23 protein-coding genes are annotated in these 22,102 nt (G+C 49.2%); 7 read left to right on the forward strand and 16 right to left on the reverse strand.

From position 1 onward, the window contains the following. Positions 1 to 1,866: a 1-deoxy-D-xylulose-5-phosphate synthase gene (gene dxs, locus BMX14_RS08650; protein ID WP_092675614.1), complete on the forward strand. Its 1,866-nt coding sequence runs from the start codon at positions 1 to 3 to the stop codon at positions 1,864 to 1,866. A gap of 46 nt (positions 1,867 to 1,912) precedes the next feature. Here the strand turns inward: dxs and thiL are convergent, their stop codons facing one another. The 5 genes from thiL to nrdR all read right to left on the reverse strand — a co-directional run bounded on the left by thiL (position 1,913) and on the right by nrdR (position 5,505). Continuing rightward, entirely contained in the window at positions 1,913 to 2,887 is a 975-nt protein-coding gene (gene thiL, locus BMX14_RS08655) for a thiamine-phosphate kinase (RefSeq protein ID WP_092675617.1), read from the reverse strand. A gap of 62 nt (positions 2,888 to 2,949) precedes the next feature. Further along, positions 2,950 to 3,369 (reverse strand): transcription antitermination factor NusB, encoded by a 420-nt coding sequence (gene nusB, locus BMX14_RS08660; RefSeq protein ID WP_092675620.1) that lies wholly within the window; start codon positions 3,367 to 3,369, stop codon positions 2,950 to 2,952. A 16-nt stretch (positions 3,370 to 3,385) separates the two neighbouring features. Then, positions 3,386 to 3,856 (reverse strand): 6,7-dimethyl-8-ribityllumazine synthase, encoded by a 471-nt coding sequence (ribH, locus tag BMX14_RS08665; protein WP_092675623.1) that lies wholly within the window; start codon positions 3,854 to 3,856, stop codon positions 3,386 to 3,388. 78 nt (positions 3,857 to 3,934) lie between these two features. Further along, positions 3,935 to 5,053, reverse strand: a complete 1,119-nt coding sequence (ribD, locus tag BMX14_RS08670) for a bifunctional diaminohydroxyphosphoribosylaminopyrimidine deaminase/5-amino-6-(5-phosphoribosylamino)uracil reductase RibD (protein ID WP_092675626.1) — start codon at positions 5,051 to 5,053, stop codon at positions 3,935 to 3,937. Continuing rightward, positions 5,053 to 5,505: a transcriptional regulator NrdR gene (gene nrdR, locus BMX14_RS08675; protein ID WP_092675629.1), complete on the reverse strand. Its 453-nt coding sequence runs from the start codon at positions 5,503 to 5,505 to the stop codon at positions 5,053 to 5,055. The genes ribD and nrdR overlap by 1 nt, the downstream gene beginning before the upstream one ends. Positions 5,506 to 5,679: 174 nt before the next feature. Between nrdR and lysM the strand changes: the two genes are divergently transcribed. Continuing rightward, positions 5,680 to 6,117, forward strand: coding sequence for a peptidoglycan-binding protein LysM (gene lysM / locus BMX14_RS08680; protein WP_092675632.1), 438 nt, complete (start codon positions 5,680 to 5,682; stop codon positions 6,115 to 6,117). A 37-nt stretch (positions 6,118 to 6,154) separates the two neighbouring features. Here lysM and proY read toward each other — a convergent pair whose 3' ends face one another. From proY to phoB, 4 genes are all read right to left on the reverse strand, one after another. Further along, positions 6,155 to 7,522: a proline-specific permease ProY gene (gene proY / locus BMX14_RS08685; RefSeq protein WP_092675635.1), complete on the reverse strand. Its 1,368-nt coding sequence runs from the start codon at positions 7,520 to 7,522 to the stop codon at positions 6,155 to 6,157. Between the two features lie 64 nt (positions 7,523 to 7,586). Next, complete coding sequence (brnQ, locus tag BMX14_RS08690) at positions 7,587 to 8,909, reverse strand: branched-chain amino acid transport system II carrier protein (RefSeq protein ID WP_092675638.1); 1,323 nt, start codon at positions 8,907 to 8,909, stop codon at positions 7,587 to 7,589. A 464-nt stretch (positions 8,910 to 9,373) separates the two neighbouring features. Then, a complete protein-coding gene (gene phoR, locus BMX14_RS08695) occupies positions 9,374 to 10,669 on the reverse strand; it encodes a phosphate regulon sensor histidine kinase PhoR (protein WP_092675641.1) in 1,296 nt (431 codons plus the stop codon). Positions 10,670 to 10,680: 11 nt separating this feature from the next. Continuing rightward, positions 10,681 to 11,370, reverse strand: coding sequence for a phosphate regulon transcriptional regulator PhoB (phoB, locus tag BMX14_RS08700; protein WP_092675644.1), 690 nt, complete (start codon positions 11,368 to 11,370; stop codon positions 10,681 to 10,683). 186 nt (positions 11,371 to 11,556) lie between these two features. On the opposite strand from phoB, the gene sbcD reads away from it, so the two are divergent. The 3 genes from sbcD (at position 11,557) to rdgC (ending at position 17,444) form a co-directional block, all read left to right on the forward strand. After that, complete coding sequence (sbcD, locus tag BMX14_RS08705; protein ID WP_092675648.1) at positions 11,557 to 12,777, forward strand: exonuclease subunit SbcD; 1,221 nt, start codon at positions 11,557 to 11,559, stop codon at positions 12,775 to 12,777. Positions 12,778 to 12,780: 3 nt separating this feature from the next. Continuing rightward, positions 12,781 to 16,455, forward strand: a complete 3,675-nt coding sequence (locus BMX14_RS08710; protein ID WP_092675651.1) for an AAA family ATPase — start codon at positions 12,781 to 12,783, stop codon at positions 16,453 to 16,455. A 77-nt stretch (positions 16,456 to 16,532) separates the two neighbouring features. Then, entirely contained in the window at positions 16,533 to 17,444 is a 912-nt protein-coding gene (gene rdgC / locus BMX14_RS08715; protein WP_092675654.1) for a recombination-associated protein RdgC, read from the forward strand. Between the two features lie 43 nt (positions 17,445 to 17,487). On the opposite strand, the gene ppnP is transcribed toward rdgC, so the two are convergent. Next, positions 17,488 to 17,772: a pyrimidine/purine nucleoside phosphorylase gene (ppnP, locus tag BMX14_RS08720; RefSeq protein WP_092675656.1), complete on the reverse strand. Its 285-nt coding sequence runs from the start codon at positions 17,770 to 17,772 to the stop codon at positions 17,488 to 17,490. Between the two features lie 59 nt (positions 17,773 to 17,831). Beyond that, positions 17,832 to 18,359, reverse strand: a complete 528-nt coding sequence (gene aroL / locus BMX14_RS08725) for a shikimate kinase AroL (protein WP_092675659.1) — start codon at positions 18,357 to 18,359, stop codon at positions 17,832 to 17,834. A 237-nt stretch (positions 18,360 to 18,596) separates the two neighbouring features. Here aroL and BMX14_RS08730 point away from each other — a divergent pair, with 237 nt between their 5' ends. Then, positions 18,597 to 19,274, forward strand: coding sequence for a DUF2076 domain-containing protein (locus BMX14_RS08730; protein ID WP_092675662.1), 678 nt, complete (start codon positions 18,597 to 18,599; stop codon positions 19,272 to 19,274). A gap of 15 nt (positions 19,275 to 19,289) precedes the next feature. Here BMX14_RS08730 and BMX14_RS08735 read toward each other — a convergent pair whose 3' ends face one another. Next, complete coding sequence (locus BMX14_RS08735) at positions 19,290 to 19,730, reverse strand: YaiI/YqxD family protein (RefSeq protein ID WP_092675665.1); 441 nt, start codon at positions 19,728 to 19,730, stop codon at positions 19,290 to 19,292. A 90-nt stretch (positions 19,731 to 19,820) separates the two neighbouring features. Between BMX14_RS08735 and proC the strand changes: the two genes are divergently transcribed. Then, positions 19,821 to 20,633 (forward strand): pyrroline-5-carboxylate reductase, encoded by an 813-nt coding sequence (gene proC / locus BMX14_RS08740; protein ID WP_092675668.1) that lies wholly within the window; start codon positions 19,821 to 19,823, stop codon positions 20,631 to 20,633. Positions 20,634 to 20,735: 102 nt separating this feature from the next. Here the strand turns inward: proC and BMX14_RS08745 are convergent, their stop codons facing one another. The 4 genes from BMX14_RS08745 to BMX14_RS08755 all read right to left on the reverse strand — a co-directional run bounded on the left by BMX14_RS08745 (position 20,736) and on the right by BMX14_RS08755 (position 21,999). After that, positions 20,736 to 21,038, reverse strand: coding sequence for a PsiF family protein (locus BMX14_RS08745; RefSeq protein WP_048911639.1), 303 nt, complete (start codon positions 21,036 to 21,038; stop codon positions 20,736 to 20,738). 103 nt (positions 21,039 to 21,141) lie between these two features. Further along, positions 21,142 to 21,294 (reverse strand): hypothetical protein, encoded by a 153-nt coding sequence (locus BMX14_RS16590; RefSeq protein WP_177173120.1) that lies wholly within the window; start codon positions 21,292 to 21,294, stop codon positions 21,142 to 21,144. 145 nt (positions 21,295 to 21,439) lie between these two features. Further along, positions 21,440 to 21,730 carry an I78 family peptidase inhibitor gene (locus BMX14_RS08750; RefSeq protein ID WP_092675987.1) on the reverse strand — a complete coding sequence of 97 codons (291 nt, stop codon included), beginning with the start codon at positions 21,728 to 21,730 and terminating at the stop codon, positions 21,440 to 21,442. Between the two features lie 71 nt (positions 21,731 to 21,801). Further along, entirely contained in the window at positions 21,802 to 21,999 is a 198-nt protein-coding gene (locus BMX14_RS08755; RefSeq protein ID WP_092675671.1) for a hypothetical protein, read from the reverse strand. Positions 22,000 to 22,102 lie beyond the last annotated feature (103 nt).

Consider the following 22,102-nt stretch of genomic DNA (forward strand, 5'->3'; position numbering starts at 1 on the left):
ATGAGTTTTGACAATACCCTTTATCCCACTCTGGCCTTGGCTGAGACCGTTCAGCAATTACGCCAACTTCCTAAAGAGAAGTTGCCACAGCTTTGCGAAGAATTGCGCGCGTATTTGCTCAATAGCGTGAGTCAATCGAGTGGGCACTTTGCCTCTGGCCTTGGTGTCGTTGAACTTACCGTCGCATTGCACTATGTCTATGATACACCTTTCGATCACTTAATTTGGGATGTCGGCCATCAAGCCTACCCTCATAAAATTTTGACAGGTCGCCGTGATCGAATCGGTACCATTCGTCAGAAAGATGGGCTTCACCCGTTTCCGTGGCGTGCGGAAAGTGAACATGATGTATTAAGTGTCGGACACTCATCAACCTCTATTAGCGCAGGTTTAGGTTTGGCGGTTGCCGCGCAGAAAGAACAAAAAGACCGTAAAGTAGCCTGTATCATCGGCGATGGCGCAATCACCGCAGGAATGGCATTCGAAGCGATGAACCATGCCGGTGATATTAAACCCGATATGTTAGTTATCCTTAATGATAATGACATGTCTATCTCCGAAAATGTTGGGGCATTGAATAATCGCGTCGCCCAACTTCTCTCGGGTAAAACCTATTCTAAACTGCGCGAGAGCGGTAAACGCGCCTTCGATAACTTCCCGCCGATTAAAGAGCTCCTTAAACGCACGGAAGAGCATCTTAAAGGTATGGTGTCCCCTGGAACCTTATTCGAAGAGTTAGGCTTTAACTATATCGGCCCAGTGGATGGACACGACGTCCTGACGCTCGTCAGTACGTTATGGAATATGCGTCAGCTAAAAGGCCCTCAATTTCTGCATATCATTACGCAGAAAGGTAAAGGATACGCCCCGGCTGAAAAAGACCCGATAAGCTGGCATGCTGTGCCGAAATTCGATCCCGCAAGTGGTGTGTTACCTGCCAGTAAACCCAGTATTGCCCCAACCTATTCGAAGGTGTTTGGCGACTGGTTGTGTGAAGTGGCGGCGCAAGATCCTAAACTGATGGCGGTCACTCCGGCGATGCGTGAAGGCTCCGGGATGGTGCGTTTCTCGCGTGAGTACCCGCAGCAATACTTCGATGTCGCTATTGCCGAACAACATGCTGTCACCTTCGCGGCAGGATTAGCGATTGGCGGTTATCGTCCGGTGGTTGCCATCTACTCGACATTTTTACAGCGTGCCTACGATCAGCTGATCCATGATGTGGCGATTCAGAAGTTGCCGGTGTTATTCGCAATCGATCGCGGCGGTATTGTGGGAGCAGATGGACAAACCCACCAAGGCGCGTTTGATATTGCGTTCTTACGCTGCGTGCCGGACTTAATTATCATGACACCGAGCAATGAGGACGAGTGTCGTCAAATGCTCTACACGGGTTACCACTATCGCCAAGGCCCTAGTGCCGTGCGCTATCCGCGTGGTAACGGTATCGGTCTGCCAGAGCGTCCATTGACGGCTCTACCGATTGGTAAAGGGTGTGTTGTACGGGAAGGGGCTGAGGTGGCTATCTTAAACTTCGGTACACTACTTGAAGAAGCGACACTCGCGGCTGAGCAATTAGGCGCAACGTTAGTCGATATGCGCTTTGTGAAGCCTCTCGATGAAGAGCTGGTGCTTGCGCTCGCAAAAACCCATAAATCTTTTATTACGCTAGAAGAAGGGGCGATTAAAGGCGGTGCTGGGAGTGGTGTAAATGAACTGCTAATGGCTCATCGACTGATGCGTCCCGTCCTCAACCTGGGATTACCCGATGAATTTATCGCTCAGGGTACGCAGGAAGAAGTCAGAACATCACTTGGCTTAGACAGTCAGGGAATACTCAACAGCTACCAGCAGTGGTCTGCATAGAAAAAAACGCCATACCTGAAGTAACCCCCGATAATCGGGGGTTTTTTTATGCGGTAAAGTGGTCAAAGCCCTTTGGTTGATAGGGTAATTTCTTACCTTCATCAAATAAGGTAATACCCTCGGATGCCGGTAAAATCTGGCCAATGCACCGCCCTTCTACGCCTAGATTCTCGAGCGCGACGAGTATCGCCTCACGATTCACCTCGGGGACAGTAAAGCAGAGTTCATAGTCTTCTCCACCGTTTAGGGCGAAATCAATCGCCTCTTCCCGTGAAACCACTGCTTGGAGCGTCGCCGATAACGGCAGATGATCTTGTTCAATCTTCGCGCCAACACCGCTGGCTTGCAGAATATGGCCGAGATCGGAAAGCAACCCGTCCGATACATCAATCGCGGAAGACGCTAAATCGCGCAGCGCTTGGCCTGCTAAAATACGCGGCGTCGGGCGTAAGTGCCGTTTCAGTAGATAATCTCGCTGCTCAACGGTTGCCGTCGATAATTTATCTTGTAACAGGGCAAGTCCCGCCGCGCTATCGCCTAGTGTCCCCGTGACAAAAATCCAATCACCATGCTGCGCGCCGCTTCGTTTCAACGCTTTACCTGCAGGCACCAGCCCATGGATCCCTAATGTCATGGACAGTGGACCGCGCGTGGTGTCCCCCCCAATCAATTGCATATGATAATAATCGAGTTGTTCGAATAGGGCATCACTGAAGGCTTGAAGCCATGGGTGGTCGATCTTTGGCAGGCTAATGGCTAACGTTAACCAAGCAGGGTCTGCGCCCATTGCAGCCAAATCACTCAAGTTGACAGCTAATGCCTTATAGGCAAGGTCATCCGGAGCAATATCGTGATAAAAATGTGTACCTTCCACTAATGTATCAACACTAATGGCTAATGTCTGATTGGGAGCAAGATTCAATAATGCGCAGTCATCACCAATCCCTGTTTCTACATCTCGTCTATAAGTCGTTTTACGATTAAAATAACGACTAATAATCTCAAATTCTCCGCCAGCCATCATGCTTACCTTTTTGTCTTGCTGAGCCATAAAAAAAGGCCGGAATATCCGGCCTCATAGCATTATTTACGGCGAGGTCTAATTTGTGGAGCAACCTTGTCCAATACACCGTTGACAAACTTATGGCTATCTTCTGCGCCGAATGTTTTGGCCAGTTCGATCCCTTCGTTAATCGCAACTTTGTAAGGAACGTCATCACGCTTACTTAATTCATAAAGTGAGATGCGTAAAGCAGCTTTTTCAACCTCACCCAGCTCATCAAGGCGACGGCTCAGGTGCGGTTGCATCAGCTTATCAAGATAATCACTGTTGTTCGCTACGCCTGTCAGGATCTCCCGAAAGTACAGCACATCAACGTCTTTGACGTCGTTTTCAGCAAGGAACTGATATTCAACATCAGCAATGTCGTTTTTCGATAATTGCCAAGAGTAAAGTGCTTGAAGAGCACACTCTCGGGCGCGGCGGCGAGCAGCAGGTTTCACAAAAATCCCCTCAGAATCAGGCGTTAATCGCTTTTAATACGTTAATCATTTCGAGTGCGGTCAGAGCAGCTTCTGCCCCTTTATTACCCGCTTTAGTTCCAGCACGCTCAATAGCCTGCTCGATATTTTCGGTCGTCAATACACCAAAGGAAACTGGGATGTCGCTATTCATCGCAACATTCGCAATACCTGAACTGGCTTCTCCTGCCACAAACTCAAAGTGTGCAGTACCGCCACGAATTACGGTGCCTAGCGCAATGACTGCGTCATATTTTTTAGTCTGTGTTAAGGCCCGTGCAGCGAGTGGCAGTTCATAAGCACCCGGTACCCACACCACGGTAATGTTTTCGTCTTTGACCTGACCAATACGTTTTAACGCATCGACCGCACCTTGAAGCAAGCTATCGTTAATGAAGTTGTTGAAACGAGCGATAACAATCGCAATATTTGCTTCTGGCGTAGCAACCGGCGCTTCGATAATTTTCATAAATATCCTTCAGGTTAAGAGTTAGACGCCCAACAGGGCGCGAATTCTAGCATAATGTTTAACGAACTGCTTAGGCTTTTACGCAGACACTGAGATTGGCTGTAAAATAATACGGATATCCGAGCCAATTTGTTGAATATCTTGTATCTCAAATCGTAAGGCTTGAGCAAGGTGCTCAAGACCGGGTAGCACACAAAGCCCACGTGCATCCGTTCCCATTAAGGTCGGTGCCATATACAGGATTAACTCATCCACGACACCGGCTTGTAATAGCTGGCCTGCCAACGTGGCACCGGCTTCCACCCACACACTGTTAATGTCCTGTTTACCTAGAACCATCATCAATGCGACTAAATCGATATTATCTTGGTGCTCGGGAACCACTAACGTTTTCGTCCAGCGAGAGGAGTCCTCCGCGGGCTGGGTCACCACTCGCCATGTCTGCGCCTCAGTCGTCGTAAACAGTGTCTGATCGTCGTTAACATGACGGTGGCGATCCAGCACCACACGAATCGGTTGGCGTAGCAGATCTTCTCCACCGATTACCGCTTGGACCTCAGGCGTTAACTCCGCCCAACGTACATTCATACTAGGATTATCGGCGAGGACAGTTTGACTGGTAGTGAGTATGGCTGAGGCTTGGGCACGCAACAGTTGTACATCGTGGCGTGCTGCTGGCGAGGTAATCCACTGACTCTGGCCATTCGCCATGGCGGTGCGGCCATCGAGTGAGGCAGCCATTTTTAGTTGTACCCAAGGGAAGCCCGTGCGCATCCGCTTTAGAAAGCCTCGGTTTAATGCTTCCGCCTCTGCCGCTAACAAGCCAAATTCCACTTCTATCCCGGCTTGGTGTAGACGATGTAAGCCTCTCCCCGCTACCTGAGGGTTAGGATCTTGCATTGCCACCACAACCCGAGAGATCCCTGCCGCGATAAGCGCCTCACAACAGGGTGGAGTCCGGCCATGATGACTGCAAGGTTCGAGGGTGACATACGCCGTCGCACCTCGTGCTTTATCACCCGCCTCACGCAGCGCATTAACTTCCGCATGCCCCTCGCCCGCTTTTTTATGCCAGCCTTGGCCCACCACTTCACCGACGTTAACGATAACGCATCCGACATTCGGATTAGGGCTAGTGGTGAAACGTCCTCGTGCGGCGAGTTGTAAAGCCTGTTGCATAAACTCTTTATCTGACATTACTCACTCCCTAGCTTAGCGATTTCCTCGCCGAACTCGCGAACATCTTCGAAACTACGGTAGACTGAAGCAAAGCGGATATAGGCGACTTTATCCAATAATTTCAACTCGTCCATAACGTAATTCCCCACTACCTTGCTCGGCAGCTCACGTTCTCCGGTCGCGCGTAATCTCGCTTTGATTCGGTGCACGGCATTATCCAAGGCATCGGCACTGACGGGGCGTTTCTCTAGCGCTTTCATCAGTCCACGCATCATTTTTTCTTCATCAAAAGGCTCTCTCACTTCATCGCTTTTAATGACACGTGGCATGACCAGTTCGGCTATTTCGAAGGTGGTAAACCGTTCACTACAGAGTAAACACTGCCTACGGCGACGCACTGACGACCCTTCACTGACTAAACGAGAATCAATGACTTTGGTATCAACAGCGTTACAAAAAGGGCAATACATAGTGGCTCCAATACTGAGGCAGTAGGGTCAACTAGTGTAGCGCGAACCCCAGATGACAGAAACGTCTGGCGCTAAATTTATTCGCTACAGCCAGATATCTCGCATTGTGGAAGAAATAGTCTATGCTTTACGATGAAATACTTGATCTTTTCACGACCTAAACAGGAGTTTGTAATGGGCTTATTTGATTTTGTTAAAGAAGCAGGTGAAAAAATTTGGAACTCGGTCTCCTCACATGATGACGCGGCGACCAAAATTCAGGACCACCTCAAAAAACTGGGGATCCCTGGCGCAGACAAAGTACAAGTGAATGTCGAGGGTGATAAAGCAACTGTTAGTGGCGATGGAATCAGCCAAGAGTTGAAAGAGAAAATTTTGGTGGCTATCGGTAACGTTGCTGGGATTAGTAATGTTGAAGATAACGTTAAAGCGACTGACGCAACGACTGAAAGCAAGTTCTACACCGTTAAGTCCGGTGACACGCTAAGTGGTATTGCCAAGCAAGTCTACGGTGACGCTAACCAATACAACAAAATCTTTGAAGCGAATAAACCGATGCTATCGCATCCAGATAAGATCTACCCAGGTCAGTCTCTGCGTATTCCTGCCTAAGGCAATTCGCTGCCGACATCTCGGCAGCGAATTTCTCCTAAAGCTTCGCTGACTTTCCGTTACGGCGAGTCAGTGGATAGCCTAACATCAACACGACTACCCATATCGCCCCCGCATACAAAGACAAACGTGTATCGGGGAAATAGCCTATCAAAGCAATAATAAAGACTAGGAAGATTACCGCGATACTCGACAATACCACACCGCCGGGTAGAGCAAACTTAAGCGATTTTGCCGCTTCTTTTCCCATTTTAATCCGTGACGCAATTTGCGAAAGCAGGATCATAATCCATACCCATACCGTCGCAAAGGTCGCGAGTGAGGCGATAACTAAGAAGACTTTTTCGGGCATCAAATAGTTCAGTAGTACTGCAATCAATAATGCCACCATCATCACCACGACCGTTACTGCCGGGGCACCGCGAGAGGAAACCTTACGGAAAATCGCGGGCGCTTGTCCCTGCTCAGCCAATCCGTACAGCATACGACCCACCCCAAAAATATCGCTGTTGATCGCAGAGAGTGAGGCAGTAATCACGACAAAATTAAGAATAGACGCTGCCGCGGCAATCCCTAAATGCTGGAAGGTAAGCACAAACGGGCTACCTTGCGTACCAACTTGGTTCCAAGGATAAATCGCCATAATCACGAACAGCGTCGCGACATAGAACACCAAAATACGCCAAGGAACGGAATTGATCGCTTTCGGGATCGATTTTTCAGGATTTTCGGCTTCACCTGCGGTAATCCCAATAATCTCAATACCACCATAAGCGAACATCACCATTTGCAGCGAGAGCAACATACCGACTAGGCCATGAGCAAAAAATCCGCCATGGGTCCACAGGTTAGAGATACCTGTAGGCTGTCCACCATTACCAATGCCCCAAATAATCATCCCAAAGCCAGCGATAATCATTAGAGTGATTGTGGCAATTTTAAAAAAGGAGAACCAGAACTCGACTTCACCGAAGGTTTTCACGCTCATCAAGTTAATCGCGCCAATGATAAACACGACGCTCAGTACCCAAATCCAGTGAGGCACCTCCGGGAACCAGACCCCCATGTAGACGCCGAAAGCCGTCACATCAGCAATACCGACGATCAATATTTCAAAACAGTAAGTCCAGCCGGTCAAATACCCCGCCCAAGGCCCTAAGTAATCATTTGCATAACGCGAAAACGAACTGGCTGAAGGGTTATTCACCGACATTTCGCCGAGGGCACGCATAATAATATAGGCCACTAAGCCGCCGATAATATAGGCTAACAGTACACTTGGCCCAGCCATACGAATCGCATCAGCCGACCCATAAAATAAGCCCGTCCCTATCGCCGAACCTAAAGCCATAAAACGGATATGCCGAGTACTCAATCCCCGCTTTAGGGTATTTTTTGGTTGCATAATTTTCCGATCCCACAAATAAAAACCACGAGCCTTAGCCCGTGGTTGTTCACTTCAACACTGTTTACTGCGTGGTTTTCACGCTGACAGCCTTGCCCTTCATTCTATCAATGATAGCCGCCACAATAATAACGACTAACACTGGGGGTAACCACGATAAATTCTGTTCAGAGAGAGGCAAATGTTGCAAGCTTGCCGGCACCACTGAACTGAAATCACTGGCCTTTAATCCATCGATAATCCCGAACACTAAGCTGACCGCCATCGCAGGTTTGATGATACGCCCCGCTTCTTGCCACCAATTAAGGGTAAAGCTTAGCAGTACCAAAACGATACACGGCGGGTAAATAGCGGTAAGTACTGGCACTGAAATCGCGATCAGATGTGTTAAGCCCAGATTTGAAATAATCATCGCAAATACGCCCAGGATTACCACCAACGTCTTATAAGACAATGGGATGTATTGAGCGAAGAACTCGGCACAGGCACAGGTCAGGCCGATAGCGGTAACCATACAGGCGATAAAGATCAGCACGCCCAAGAATAAGCTACCACCCGCTCCAAATGTGTGTTGCACATAAGCGTGTAGAATCGCCGCACCGTTAGCCGATTGGCTAATTAAACTGCCGCTGTCTGACCCCAACTTGAACAGAGACAGGTAGACCAGTGTCAGCCCCACTCCGGCGATTAATCCTGCAAACACGGTATAGCGCGTCAGTAATTGTGGATTTTCGATACCACGTGAACGTGCAGCATTGACGATAACGATACCAAATACCAACGCCCCTAAGGTGTCCATGGTCAGGTAACCATTCACGAAGCCATTTGAAAAGGCCGCATGCTGATAGACCTCTGTCGCCGGTAGATTATTTCCAGCAGGCCACATCAAGGCGGCAATACCCAGAATCGCTAGCGCAACAATTTTAACCGGTGCAAGGAAATGACCGACAGTATCAAGAAGCTTTCCTGGGAACAGCGAGATCACGATGACTAAGCAGAAGTAGATTGCACTGTAGATGGCCAGTGCCTGGGAGTTTTCACCTACTAATGGACCAATCCCGACGTCAAAAGAGACCGTTGCGGTACGCGGAGTCGCGAAGAGCGGACCCACGGCTAAATAGCAGACCATCGCCAACACAATACCTGCCGCTTTGCCGACTGGCGTGCTAAGGCTATCCACTCCACCGCCGACGCGCGCCAGCGCAATCACGGTCGCAACGGGTAGACCTACTGCAGTAATCAAGAAACCTACAGCGGAAACCCAAACATGTTCGCCGGATTGAATACCGACCATCGGTGGGAAAATAATGTTACCCGCACCGACAAATAGCGCGAAAGTCATAAACCCCAGCGCAAAAATGTCCCTAGTTGTTAAACGTTTCATCATAAATACTCTATGTCGCCCTGTCGTTTATAAAAGTTATAGTTCATTGACGATCACTTCCCCTTCTAAATGCCTGGGCCAGAGGGAATAAAAAGTGGGATGGCGTTGAGCCACAAGCTCCGTCAAGCTCCGTCAAGCTCATAAGTAAATCTTTTATAACAAACAAAGGCAACAGAGCAAGCGCAATGCAGGAGGATATTCTAAAAAAGAGGATTTAAGCAGTAATTATGCTAAGTATAGAGTGAAACATTTAGAAAATGATATGAGCATTTTTTGTTCAGACTGACGCAGTGGCCTAAATACGAACCCTTGCTACTGTCGTCTTTCACGCTGGTCGACGAGTCACTGACTGATATCCAACGACAGCGACATTGAGTCGTCGCAGGCAAACTATTAGCCAGTGGGCACAGATAGGTAGCAGGTCAAACGCTCCGTAAATCCGTCCCCTATCGGTTTAGCGGTCCAGACTATTGCTCTTCAGACAGGATATAGGCCTTGCCTAACTGAAAGCTGAAGACCGTCTGATGATAAGGCTGGCTCTCAATCCGTAACTTACTCCCGTGATGACTCAGGGCATGTTTAACAATCGCTAATCCTAAACCGCTGCCTCCGGAATGGCGGGAGCGTGCGCCATCTACCCGATAGAAGCGTTCAGTAAGTCGCGATAAGTGTTCTGGGGCTATTCCCGGTCCATTATCGCTCACTGTAAATTCTGCGCCATTGCCTATTCTCTGCCAGCTGATGGTGATCCTCGTCCCACTCGGCGTGTGATTGATAGCATTAAACACTAGGTTGGAGAGCGCGCTGCGTAATTGCTCCTCATTCCCGCGCACCGCTAAGGTTTGATCAACCTCGCAGACCACCTGATGCCGCCCGTCGCTTAATGCCGTCGCGTCATGATAAACCTGTTCCAGAAGTCGAGGGACATCGATATGTTGACGCATCTCATAGGCTGGGGTCGCTTCAATTTTCGAAAGCGTGAGAAGCTGTTTGACCAGTTCTGCCATACGCTGAGTTTGAGATTGCATCGATGCTAGCGCCTTTTGCTGACTCGCCGGTGGCATATCTCCGCCTTCCAACATCTCCAGATAGCCTTGCAGTACGGTAAGGGGTGTACGCAGCTCATGACTCACGTTAGCAAAGAAATTACGGCGCATATTTTCGAGCTGATGTATTTGGCTGACATCCCTACCGACGATCAACCATTGTTGATCGCTGTAAGGCATCACCCGAAATTCCATCTGCTGGCCATTATTCAGTCCTTGCACGAGAGGCTGAGTAAATTGGCGTTGCTGCAGATAACGCGAGAATTCGGGATAACGCAGGAGGTTCTGAATATTTTGGCCATTGTCTTCGGGCCAACGCAGCCCAAGCAAATGTTGCGCTAAGCCGTTACACCAGAAGATATTACCGTCTTCAGTTACCAAAACTAGCGCATCGGGAAGCGACTCTGCCCCACTACGAAACCGTTGGATTAACGAGCGTAACTCACTACGTCTGCGCTTGTTGCGCTGTTGCATCAGGAGTAAGCCATAAAAGAGCGGCTCCCAACTGCCACGTCCTGAGGGAGGGGTCATGCTCCGGTCAATCCAGAGCCAATGAGAGAGACGCAGGAGCTGCTTGAAGTGCCAGCCTATCAGTACTAACAGCCCAAGAATGATGGCAATGGCCGGTTGGTGAAAAAAAAATCCGATGACCGAGGCGACAATAAGGACAAGACACAGTTCAAGTAACAGTGTTTTGAGCGATAATTTATCAAGCACCGCATCGCCCCCTAATAACGTACCGAAAAACGGTAACCTGCGCCACGAACGGTCTGAATCATTTTTTCATAACCCGAGATTTCCAATGCTTTACGTAAGCGTCGAATATGAACGTCTACCGTGCGATCTTCCACGTAAACGTTAGTGCCCCAGACCTGATTCAGTAGATGTTCGCGAGTATAGACTTTTTCGGGATGTGACATAAAAAAGTGTAGTAAGCGGTATTCAGTCGGCCCCATATCGATCGGTACTTCACCCGCCATCACTCGGTGAGAACTTGGATCGAGGACAAGACCTTGGATATCAATGACTTCATCTTCTGGCATCGGTGAGATCCGCCTTAGGATCGCTTTAATCCTTGCAATCAACTCTTTCGGTGAAAAAGGCTTAAGCATGTAATCATCGGCCCCGGCATCAAGCCCCCGAACCCGATCTTCCTCCTCCCCTTTCGCGGTCAACATCAGCACCGGAATATCGCGAGTGAAGGCCTCTTTCTTTAAATGCCGAATATACTGAATACCACTGCCGCCGGGCAGCATCCAATCGAGTAAGATCAAATCTGGCCAAGGCTCAATTAATTGTCGGAGAGCACGATCGTAGTCTTCTGCTTCGATTACGTCATAACCATTCTGTTCTAATACAAAACAAATCATTTCACGAATGGGCGCTTCATCTTCTACTACTAAGATCCGCTTGGCCATTTTATCTCCAAAATTAACCACTTACTTAGGCATGGTCGCCATTATCTGTCACTTTTATTACAGATTTATGAATAACGTTAGTAACTAATCATCTTCCCTTACCGATTGCAAGTTTGCGTCGAGGTGTTTTTTGCCTTATCGGTAAAGGCTATACTCCTAACTTTATAACTCTAGAAGTGAAGCCTGATGAAAATAGTTCATACCTCAGATTGGCATTTGGGCCAGTTTTTTTATGCTCGAAGTCGTGCCGCAGAACATCAGGCTTTTTTTCAGTGGTTAAAGGCGTTGGTCATCGACCAAGGGGTCGAGGCCATCATTGTGGCCGGTGATATTTTTGATACCGCCACCCCGGCGAGTTACGCCCGGGAGCTATTAAATCAATTTATTGTGTCGCTGCAAGAAACCGGCTGTCAGCTTTACCTTTTAGCGGGTAATCATGATTCGGTGGCAACGCTGAATGAATCGAGAGAACTGGTTGCCTGCCTTAATACCCATATTATTACTGGCCCGACTGAGCAGGCTGACTCCCCGATCTTTCCGTTAACCGATAGGCAAGGTAATGTTGCGGCAATACTCTGCGCAATTCCTTATCTACGCCCTCGGGATATTCAGCTTAGCCAGGCCGGTCTTTCGGGAAGAGAGAAACAACAAGACCTGTTACACGCGATCACTGGTTATTATCATGATATTTTTCAGCAAGCGCGTGACTACTCGCAGCAACATCAGTTCGATGAACGACCGATTATCGTAACCGGCCATCTTACCGCACTTGGCGTGTCGAAGAGTGATTCTGTCCGCGACATTTATATCGGTTCTTTAGAGGCCTTTCCTGCAAGTGCCTTTCCACCGGCTGATTATATCGCGCTGGGGCACATCCATCGGCCACAAAATGTCAGTGGTGATAAACCGATTCGCTACTCCGGTTCACCAATCCCATTGAGTTTTGACGAGCTAGGTTCGTCAAAGAGCATCACGCTTATCACCCTGACGACAGGCGAGCCACTGCAATGGCAAACGGTGGATATTCCGTGTTTTCAACCTATGCGTGGACTCAAAGGGACATTAAACGAACTCGCGGATCAGCTTGCAGCCCTCGAGCCGCCGACTAATGGACAGAAAATCTGGTTGGATATTGAGATCCACCACGAGGAATATCTCAGCGATTTACAACAACGAGTGGAAAAAATGACAGCGGGCCTTGCCGTAGAAATTCTGTTACTGCGACGTAAACGAATTCAGTCTCCCCTCGCCCTCTCCACGAAAGTTAAAGAGACCTTAAGCGAATTGACGCCTGAAGAGGTTTTTCGGCGACGATTAGCCCAAGAGCCACTGGATGATGACCAGTATCAGATCCTACTGCAACGGTTTCGAGAAGTCTCTGCGCAGTTGGATGAGGCGCAGGGGTAAACCATGAAAATATTAACGTTACGGCTTAAGAATTTAAATTCTCTTCGCGGGGAATGGTTTATCGACTTTCGGTTACCCCCTTTTAGCGATAATGGCTTGTTCGCGATCACTGGAGAAACCGGGGCAGGAAAAACCACGCTATTGGATGCAATATGCCTCGCGCTTTATCATCAGACGCCGCGTTTAGGCGCTATCTCGCCAACGCAGAATCAGCTAATGACCCGAGGAACCAGCGACTGTTTAGCAGAGGTTGAATTCGAAATCAAAGGGGAAGCTTGGCGAGCCTTCTGGAGCCAAAATCGAGCCAGAAACGATCATCGTGGTAAGTTACAGCCCCCAAAAGTCGAGCTCGCTCGCTATGCCGATAATAAAATTTTCGCGGATAAGGTTTCAGATAAACTGAAAACCCTCGAAACACTTTCTGGCCTGAATTTCCAACGATTCACTCGTTCAATGATGCTGTCACAAGGGCAATTCGCCGCATTCCTCAACGCCCCAGTGGCGGAACGGGCCGAATTACTGGAAGAGCTTACGGGTACCGACATCTATGGTCGCCTGTCACAGCAGGTTTACGAGCAGCATAAACAGTACAAGATTGAGCTAGACCAGTTGCAGGCCAAACTCTCTGGGGTCACCCTCCTCGACGATACACAGCGTGAAGCCTTATCTCAACGCCGTGATGACTTGGCGCGAGAACGCGATGCCCTGCATCAACACATCGAACAGTTACACAATGCGTTACATTGGCAGCAGACTCAGCAGCAGCTTCAACAACAGGTTACCCAGAGCCAGCAGGCGCTAGTCACGACTCAGCAGCAGGCAGACACACTCGCCCCCCTGCGTGAGCAACTTGCTGCCTATCAACCGGCGGCACAACTGTTACCCTTCTGGCAAGCCTTGGAGCAGTCGACCCAGGCCTTAGCGGCGACGCGCACTCAACAATCGACGTTACAACAACAGGTTGACCAAGCCGAGCAGCAGTTACAGATCCGCTATCAAGCTTGGCAAAGCACAGTGCAAGCGGACCAGCAATTTCAACACCACCAGCAGCAGCAACAGCAATTACTGGTAGAACAGATCATTCCTCTTGATGAGCGGATCAAACAGTTAACTCAGCAACAGCAGGAACTTGAACAACAACAACGTCCCTTGCAACAGACCTATCATGAGTCGGCCCAACAACTCAGCGCGTTAACGCAACAAGCGGAAAGCCAGCAGCAACGTATTCGTGCAATAGAGGAGTGGCAAAACCGCTATCCTACACTCAGTGATTGGGGACCTGAACTGGGTGGCTGGCAGCACACTGCCGAGCATCTTCTACGGGAAATGAACGCTCATCAAGCCATGGTCAAACAGCTTGAACAGCGCAAAAGCCAACTGCACTCCCTGAGTCTAGAGCGCGCTCGTCAACAGCAGCGGATTGAGGCATCGCAACAACTCGTCGTACAGAGTGAATCCGCCTTAATGGCTTTGCAACAACATCCGGCGGCCCAAGAGGAAGCGACGGCTCTTGAAGCCTTAACGCACTGGTATCAACAGCAGGGGCAGTTAATCCCCTGCTATCAACAATTATTACGCTATTCCGATCAGTGGCAAACACAGACGGCAGCTGCTCAGCAGGCGCAACAAGCGCTTACCCGTAGCGAACAGCAGCTGATCACGTTACAGCAGCAGCATAACCGACATTGCCAACAGCTCGAGTCTGAGACCGCACAACTCAATGCGTTAGAGAAACTCTGTGTTTTAGAGCAGCAGGTCGCAGATTTGCAACGACTGCGCGAAAGTTTGCAGGAAGGGGAGCCTTGTGCGGTATGTGGATCACCCTCTCACCCTGGCCATCAGGAAAGCGCCGCGTCTTTGGTCTCAACGACTCACTTTTCTGCCCGTGATCAGCAACGAGCAGCGGTCGATGGTCTAAAACAAGCGGTCACCCGTTTAGAGGCTGACTGCCACAACAGTCAGCGTGAGGTACAGCAGCAACGAGAAATACTCGCGCAAGTGGAACAGCGTATTGCCACGCTGCACGCTGCGTGGCAACAGGAGACCGGACAACATGGCGTTAGCCTGACGCTTGATGACCGTGTGGGTCTGGAACAGGCTTATGCCCAGCAGCAGGATTATCAGCAGCGCTATCAACAGGCTCTCCAGCTGCAGCAACGTCGTCACGCCGAACACTACCAACTCGAGAAAGCGCTCCATCAACATCAACAAGATCTTCAACAGCAACAACAAGCTGCAGCCTTAACGGATCAGCAATCTCAGTCAGAGCAGCAACAACTCAATGCCATGACTCAGCAAGCCCAGACGGCTTACGATGCTTTTCAACAGGCTCTGGATAGCCTATTACAACACTTAGCACGACACCAATTACCGCCACTGACGATAGCGCAACTGACCGAGACCTTGACCGAGTACCAACAAATTTGGCGAGAGTACCAAGAACGGCAGAAAGAGCGACTTACGTGTGAAACGACCCATCATACGCTGACTGAGCGACTGGCCTCCCTACAGCGTGAACAGACCCAGCGTGCAGCGGAAATCAACCAACGTCAGCAACAGCTGCTTAGGTGTCAATCTGCTCATCAGCAATGCCGAGCAGAGCGCCAGACATTGGTGGGTGAACAATCAGTAAACGCGTTACGGCAAGCACTTGAGGCGCGTGCCGCGCAACATCGCCTCGATGAACAGCAGCACCGGCAACGTTGGCAGCAGAGTAAAGATCAACAACAACAAATGAGTGGTGAGATGCGGCAGCTCACCACGTACCTCGATAGTCTCGTAACGCAGCGCCAGCAGACTGAGCAACATTTCGCGCAAGCGTTACAGGCGTCGCGCTTCAGCGATCAGCAGCAATTTCTTGAGGCTATTTTGCCGGAGTCCGTCGTTAACGACTATCAGTATAAAGTTGAACAGGCTGAACAGCAGATTGATCGCGCTGAAACTCGACTTCAGCAGGCCGAACAAGCAATGCGACAGCATAGCCAAGCCCCTCCCCCCCTCGCGCAAGAGACTGGAGAGGTGCTTGCCGCGCGACGCCAGCAACAACAGGAACGTTACCAACGGGTATTAGTTCAGCAAGGTGAGGTGACTCAGCAGCTCCAATCAGACGATAAATTGACTCAGCAACAGTCGTGTCTAGTGGCGATGATCTCCGAACGCCAAGCGCATCTCGCCACCTGGGATCACCTTAACGAGCTGATTGGATCGGCCAGCGGTGATAAATTCCGTCGCTTCGCTCAAGGCCTAACGCTTGAGCACCTCGTGTGGCTCGCGAACCAGCAACTCGAACGCTTACACGGCCGCTATCGCTTACAGCGAACGGAGCGTGACTTACTCGAACTACAAGTGGTTGATCAATGGCAAGCAGACGAGTGCCGTGATACCAAAACGCTTTCTGGGGGGGAGAGCTTCTTGGTCAGCCTTGCGCTTGCCTTAGCGCTATCTGACTTGATGAGTGAAAAGAACCATATCGATTCCCTGTTCCTGGATGAAGGCTTTGGTACGCTTGACTCCGCCACCTTGGATACCGCACTGGATGCGCTGGATAGCCTTAATGCCTCGGGGAAAATGATCGGCGTGATCAGCCATGTTGAGGCGATGAAAGAACGTATTCCCGTACAGATTAAAGTGAAAAAGGTGAATGGCTTAGGCTTTTCTTCTTTGGCAATCAGCCAGTAATCGCGTGCTATAGTGGCTGAAACCCTCAGGTAAATTCAGTATGATACGCGCAGCCAAAAGCAAACAGAGGAAAGTAAATGTTGTGGTTTAAAAATATGATGGTCTACCGATTAACCCGAGAGATCCCTCTAGTTGCTGAAGAGATTGAGACGCAATTAGCGTCCAGCCAGTTCACGCCTTGCGGAAGCCAAGATAAACTCGCTATGGGCTGGGTTTCCCCCCTCGGCCCGCAAGGGAAAACCTTAGTTCATGCCAGCCAAGGGCAACTTCTGCTTTGCGCACGCAAAGAAGAGAAAATGCTGCCGGCCACCGTGATTAAACAGGCCCTCGAGGCCAAAGTGCTAAAACTAGAAACTGAGCAACAGCGTCGCTTAAAGAAGACGGAAAAAGATTCCTTAAAAGATGAAGTGATTCATAGTCTGCTGCCTCGTGCCTTTAGCCGCTACAGTCAGACCTGGATTTGGATCGATGTTCAACATCAACGCATTATCGTGGATAGCGGCAGCGCTAAAAAAGCCGAAGATGTCTTGGCGTTGTTACGTAAAAGTCTAGGTTCGTTACCGGTGGTACCGCTTACCTTGCAAACCCCTGTGGAAATCACCCTCACTGAGTGGGTTCGCTCTGGCACGCCAAGCGCTGGCTTTACACTGCTAGACGAGGCCGAATTAAAAGCGACCTTGGAAGAAGGCGGCGTGATCCGCTGTAAGAAACAAGAGTTAGTCTGTGATGAGATCGCCCACCATATTGAGTCGGGTAAACGTGTCACCAAACTGGGCATTGATTGGCAAGAGCGCGTGCAGTGCTTACTCAATGATGATGTGTCGATCAAACGCATCAAGTTTAGCGATACGTTGCGTGAGCAAAATGATGATATTAGCCGCGAAGAAGCCGATTTACGTTTCGATGCCGATTTCGTGCTGATGACCGGTGAATTAGCGGCGTTTATCGATTCACTCACCGAGAGTCTAGGGGGTGAGGCCGAGCACTAGCTGTTTGAAACAGGCTGCCGTAGGTCGGCAGCCTGTTTTTTCCTTACAGATAGCGGCAAAGGTAAGCCGAAGGCTCTGCTACCTGTAGGTGAAATTCGCTATGTTCCGGGACATTAAAGGCCGTGCCCGCTTCAAACCATTGCCACTCCGTCTCACCCGGTAATAATACTTTTAGCGCACCACTGATCACCGTCATCTCCTCAGCTTTTGCCGTACTGAACGTATATTCACCGGTTTCCATTACCCCTACGCTGGCTTCGCCCGCTAGGCTATTTGCAAATCCAATCGATCTTACTTTACCTTCAAAATACTCGTTCGCTTTAAGCATACTATTTCCTTTTTAGAAATAAAGGTGAGTGACGAATGACCTTCAGAGAGCGCGTGACATTATGCCGTCAACGAATCGCGGCTTAATACCGTTAAAATATCTATCACTATTTTTTCCGGCGGTTGATTGGCATCGATAGTATGATGAGCCGCCTGCTGATAAAGAGGAAGACGTTTTTGGAGCACATCAAAAATTTCTTCGGTTATCGGTTTACCCGTTAAGGTTGGACGTTGGCCGATTTCAGGATCAGCAGTGAGCCGATTAACCAGTACATGAGGGTCCACACTTAACCAGATTACCGTACCCGCTTCACGCATATGCTGACGATTGTCGTCGCGAAGAATAATGCCTCCCCCCGTTGCAACGACGGTACTGTCTGAGCTAACAGTGAGCAGGGCCTGATGTTCTTGTTGGCGAAAATTACCCCAACCGTGCTGCGCGACGTAATCTGCTATGCTTTGTTCTAGTTGTTGTTGCAGTTGTTGGTCTGTATCGCAAAAATAATAGCTGAGTTGACAAGCGAGTAACTTCCCCACCGTCGTTTTACCACAGCCTCGGGCACCGATGAGGTATACCGGAAATGACATAATCAGAACATCCTCTACCGCCGCCAGGCGGACGTCTCCATAGTAAGTGATCTGTAGGCATCATAACTGTATTACGGGTTGACGGCTATCCCGCTAAAGGTAAGAAAACACATTTATTTACGGCTAAGCCCTTCCCTTTGGCTTAACTATCCCCATATCATCAGCTAAGCAGAGCGTTCCGGCCTATTGCAGGAGTGCCTAGTTATCTTGTTGCTGTTAACAAAAAAGAGGTTTCTGATGCAAACTGAAGAGCAAAAACTCATTGATGACCTGTTTGGTCGCCTGCAACAGGCAGAAACGCAATCCAGCGCACGTGATAGCGGCGCAGAACAGCGTATTAAACAGCATTTACAGTCCCAACCGGACGCGCCGTATTACATGGCACAAGCCATTATTATCCAAGAGGCCGCGTTAAAGAAACTGAATGACCGCGTGGCGCAGCTTGAACGTCAGGCCGCTGAGCAGCCGAAACAAAACAGCGGTGGCTTCCTTTCCGGGCTATTCGGCGGCGGGAACAGCCGTCCACAAAGCGCGCCTCAACAAAATAGCGGTTGGGGTGGCAATACGCAAAATGCCGCCCCACAGCAAGGTTACAATAATGCGCCACAGCAACCTGCAGCGCGTGGCACCGGCTTCTTGGGCGGAGCTTTACAAACGGCGGTGGGTGTTGCCGGAGGGGTGGTGATGGCAGATATGCTGACGAGCATGTTCCACCATTCTCAACCTGAAGAGATCGTCAATATTATTAATGAGCCACCGCTCGAACAACCGAATTACGATTCCAACCTAGACACCTTTAATCAGCAAGCCGATTCCAGTGACTTTACTAATGGCTGGGAGTCACCGCAGAATGATGACAACAGTAGTTTCTTTGGTGATAGCAGCTTTGGTGACGACGACGATAGCTTCTTATAAAACCACGACTCAGGCTTAACCTGCCCGAAACCACTTATCAAGCTCGTTAGCAAATAGCTGACGATCTTTTTGACTCAACGCTGCGGGCCCGCCAGAGGGTATCCCGCTGGAACGCAGCGTTTCCATAAAGTCACGCATTACTAAGCGTTGTTTAATTGTCTCACGAGAATAACGTTCCCCACGCGGATTTAGCGCCTCTCCCCCTTTTTCCAACACTTCTGCTGCGAGAGGAATATCACTGGTAATCACCAGCTCCCCCGGACCCACACGCTTTACAATTTCGTTATCCGCCACATCAAACCCCGCCGCCACCCGTAGCGTGCGGAGATATTCAGACGAGGGGACTCGTAAAGACTGATTAGCGACGAAGGTCACCACAGTTTGGGTTCTTTCCGCTGCGCGGTAGAGCACTTCCTTAATGACCACCGGACAGGCATCGGCATCGACCCATATCATGTTTATTCTGCCTCTATACTTATGGTGAAAGATAATTGTGTATAGTAATAACTTCTCATGGATTTGTCATAGATAAGGTTTAACAGCGATATGAAAAACGTAAAGATAGGCTTCTTAGGGTGTGGCAATATGGCCAGCGCGATGATTAGCGGTTTGATCAAGAGTAAGTCCCTACCCGCTGAACATATTCTCGTCTTTGACCGTAAACCCAAAACGAATAGTGATCTGCACGACCAATTCGGCGTGACCGCGATGGATAGCGCTAATCAACTGGCCGAAAAAGCAGACTACCTGATTGCCGCAGTGAAACCTAATGCCTTATTGGAGACGCTCGATAAGCTTTCCAGTCATCTGCGAAAAGAGACGGTGATAGTCTCCGTCGCGGCAGGGGTGACGTTGGAATCCTTAGCCTCTGCGCTTCCGAAAGAGCAAAAAATTATCCGTGTTATGCCGAATACTCCTTGCCTAGTGGGTGAAGGAATGAGCTCAATCACCCCTAACAGTACGGTGACTGAGCAAGAAACTGAAACGGTGGTGACACTGTTTAGTCAGTTCGGTAAAGCTGAAGTGGTCAGCGAATCGTTGATCCATGCGGTGGTCGGTGTCAGTGGTTCAGCCCCAGCATACATTTATATATTGATTGAAGCGATGGCCGATGCGGCGGTGTTGGCAGGCATGCCTCGCGCGAAAGCTTACCAATTCGCCGCGCAGGCGGTGAAAGGTTCTGCTGAAATGGTGTTAGAGAGCGGTAAACACCCTGGGGAGTTAAAAGATAATGTCTGCTCGCCAGGCGGTACCACTATTGAAGCCGTAGCAATGCTGGAAGAGACCGGCTTTCGCTCATCGATTATGCAAGCAATGCAGGCCTGTATTGCTAAATCAGATGCGCTAAGCAAGAAATAGCGTAGGAACAGTGTGAGGTTAAGGGCGTTGAATCGCACCTTAGGCAAGTATTGATAGAAAGAATCACCCAATACGGTATAGACGGTATTGGGTGATTAGCTTTTAAGATTTTTTCAGACAGCTACTCATGAATGACTTACGCTCTGTACCCGCTAACTTCTTATCTTTCGCGGTAGCATTACAGGTCTTCATTTTCTGCTGCTGAGCCGTCAGGCCTGAGGCTTTACTGTCTTTTTTCAAACAATTACTCATAAAGCTCTTACGGCTATCGCCTTTTAAGCTTTGTGAGCTCGCCTGCTGATTACATACCGTCATCTTTTGTTGCTGAGCGGTTTTTTCAGCTGCTGAAGCATAACCTGCGACTAAAGTCGTTGCTAAGGCAAGCGTCATTAACATCTGTTTCATTCTACTTCTCCTTATGAGTCAATAATGTAATTCACAGATACTCTGTAGAATTATTTATCAGAATACACTGCTTTTATGAAGGTTCGAAGAAACTATTTGTTAATTAACGTGATTGACTAAAACCATAGTGAGGACCACCTGGTCCGCCACCGCCACCGCCGCCGCCGCCACCAGGGCCACCCCAAGGCGGTAAAATGCAGCCACTTAAGCTTGCGGTGAGTGCCAGCACCGATACAATTTTAATTAATGTTTTCATCTGCACATCCTTCTTTTTCTCAGAGAGTGAATGTTATCTCGAGAACGAACCAGAAAAATCTGCAACTGATTGAGGTTAATACTTAATAACCTTGCTTTACTCAACCCCAACACTTGGCTGATGCAATGCTTGCACTCTTAACTGATTAACCGCAATACACCCGAGTAATCATTCCCTTATCATTGGCTAAGAAGTTAATCCGACGCAGGATAAAGTCCATAGAGACCGATGCATAGGCAGGTATCGCCCTGACAGGCTGCTCGAGTTGTAAATCATCAACCGCCCTTAGCGGCTTTCCGACATAGTTCTGAAATTGAGAGGCACCACACATATCATCGTCCGGCAGATAGCGCGGATGAGCGGCCTGATCAGAATGGCTGCAAGCGGTCAGGAGCATACAGAGTGCAAGAGAAGAAAGGAGCGTGAAACGTTTCATAAAGGCCTCATAGAACGTCATCTCACTCGGGAGCCAAGTGGTAAGGTATCCTTATACTCCCGACTAAGCGGTCACTTATTACAATCTTGTTCAAAGTGCTTTTTGAACTGTTCATAAATCGACAACATGTTACTGGCATCGCCTTGCAGGGGACTTAACTTACCTGCTCGTACCAGTTCGACCACCAACTGCAGCGCAGCTTGTTTGGGATGCTGGTCCGGATGAGCGATATTTTCATTGTCGAGGGGACGTGAAGGTAATTCCGACATAATAAACCTTTTTTCTTAAACGTAATGGCAAGGATAGTGTAACTCAGTTGACGCTTTTCTGGCAGAATAGTGACCGTGAAAATCAGATTATCTCATTTAAGCA

Source organism: Rosenbergiella nectarea (genome assembly GCF_900111105.1).
GTDB classification, from domain to species: Bacteria; Pseudomonadota; Gammaproteobacteria; order Enterobacterales; family Enterobacteriaceae; genus Rosenbergiella; species Rosenbergiella nectarea.

Coding starts and splice junctions, on each gene's coding strand:
- dxs (WP_092675614.1), top strand. CDS start 1: ATGAGTTTTGACAATACCCTTTATCCCACTCTGGCCTTGGCTGAGACC.
- thiL (WP_092675617.1), bottom strand. CDS start 2,887: ATGGCTGGCGGAGAATTTGAGATTATTAGTCGTTATTTTAATCGTAAA.
- ribH (WP_092675623.1), bottom strand. CDS start 3,856: ATGAAAATTATCGAAGCGCCGGTTGCTACGCCAGAAGCAAATATTGCG.
- ribD (WP_092675626.1), bottom strand. CDS start 5,053: ATGTCAGATAAAGAGTTTATGCAACAGGCTTTACAACTCGCCGCACGA.
- nrdR (WP_092675629.1), bottom strand. CDS start 5,505: ATGTATTGCCCTTTTTGTAACGCTGTTGATACCAAAGTCATTGATTCT.
- lysM (WP_092675632.1), top strand. CDS start 5,680: ATGGGCTTATTTGATTTTGTTAAAGAAGCAGGTGAAAAAATTTGGAAC.
- proY (WP_092675635.1), bottom strand. CDS start 7,522: ATGCAACCAAAAAATACCCTAAAGCGGGGATTGAGTACTCGGCATATC.
- brnQ (WP_092675638.1), bottom strand. CDS start 8,909: ATGATGAAACGTTTAACAACTAGGGACATTTTTGCGCTGGGGTTTATG.
- phoB (WP_092675644.1), bottom strand. CDS start 11,370: ATGGCCAAGCGGATCTTAGTAGTAGAAGATGAAGCGCCCATTCGTGAA.
- sbcD (WP_092675648.1), top strand. CDS start 11,557: ATGAAAATAGTTCATACCTCAGATTGGCATTTGGGCCAGTTTTTTTAT.
- BMX14_RS08710 (WP_092675651.1), top strand. CDS start 12,781: ATGAAAATATTAACGTTACGGCTTAAGAATTTAAATTCTCTTCGCGGG.
- rdgC (WP_092675654.1), top strand. CDS start 16,533: ATGTTGTGGTTTAAAAATATGATGGTCTACCGATTAACCCGAGAGATC.
- ppnP (WP_092675656.1), bottom strand. CDS start 17,772: ATGCTTAAAGCGAACGAGTATTTTGAAGGTAAAGTAAGATCGATTGGA.
- aroL (WP_092675659.1), bottom strand. CDS start 18,359: ATGTCATTTCCGGTATACCTCATCGGTGCCCGAGGCTGTGGTAAAACG.
- BMX14_RS08730 (WP_092675662.1), top strand. CDS start 18,597: ATGCAAACTGAAGAGCAAAAACTCATTGATGACCTGTTTGGTCGCCTG.
- BMX14_RS08735 (WP_092675665.1), bottom strand. CDS start 19,730: ATGATATGGGTCGATGCCGATGCCTGTCCGGTGGTCATTAAGGAAGTG.
- proC (WP_092675668.1), top strand. CDS start 19,821: ATGAAAAACGTAAAGATAGGCTTCTTAGGGTGTGGCAATATGGCCAGC.
- BMX14_RS08745 (WP_048911639.1), bottom strand. CDS start 21,038: ATGAAACAGATGTTAATGACGCTTGCCTTAGCAACGACTTTAGTCGCA.
- BMX14_RS16590 (WP_177173120.1), bottom strand. CDS start 21,294: ATGAAAACATTAATTAAAATTGTATCGGTGCTGGCACTCACCGCAAGC.
- BMX14_RS08750 (WP_092675987.1), bottom strand. CDS start 21,730: ATGAAACGTTTCACGCTCCTTTCTTCTCTTGCACTCTGTATGCTCCTG.
- BMX14_RS08755 (WP_092675671.1), bottom strand. CDS start 21,999: ATGTCGGAATTACCTTCACGTCCCCTCGACAATGAAAATATCGCTCAT.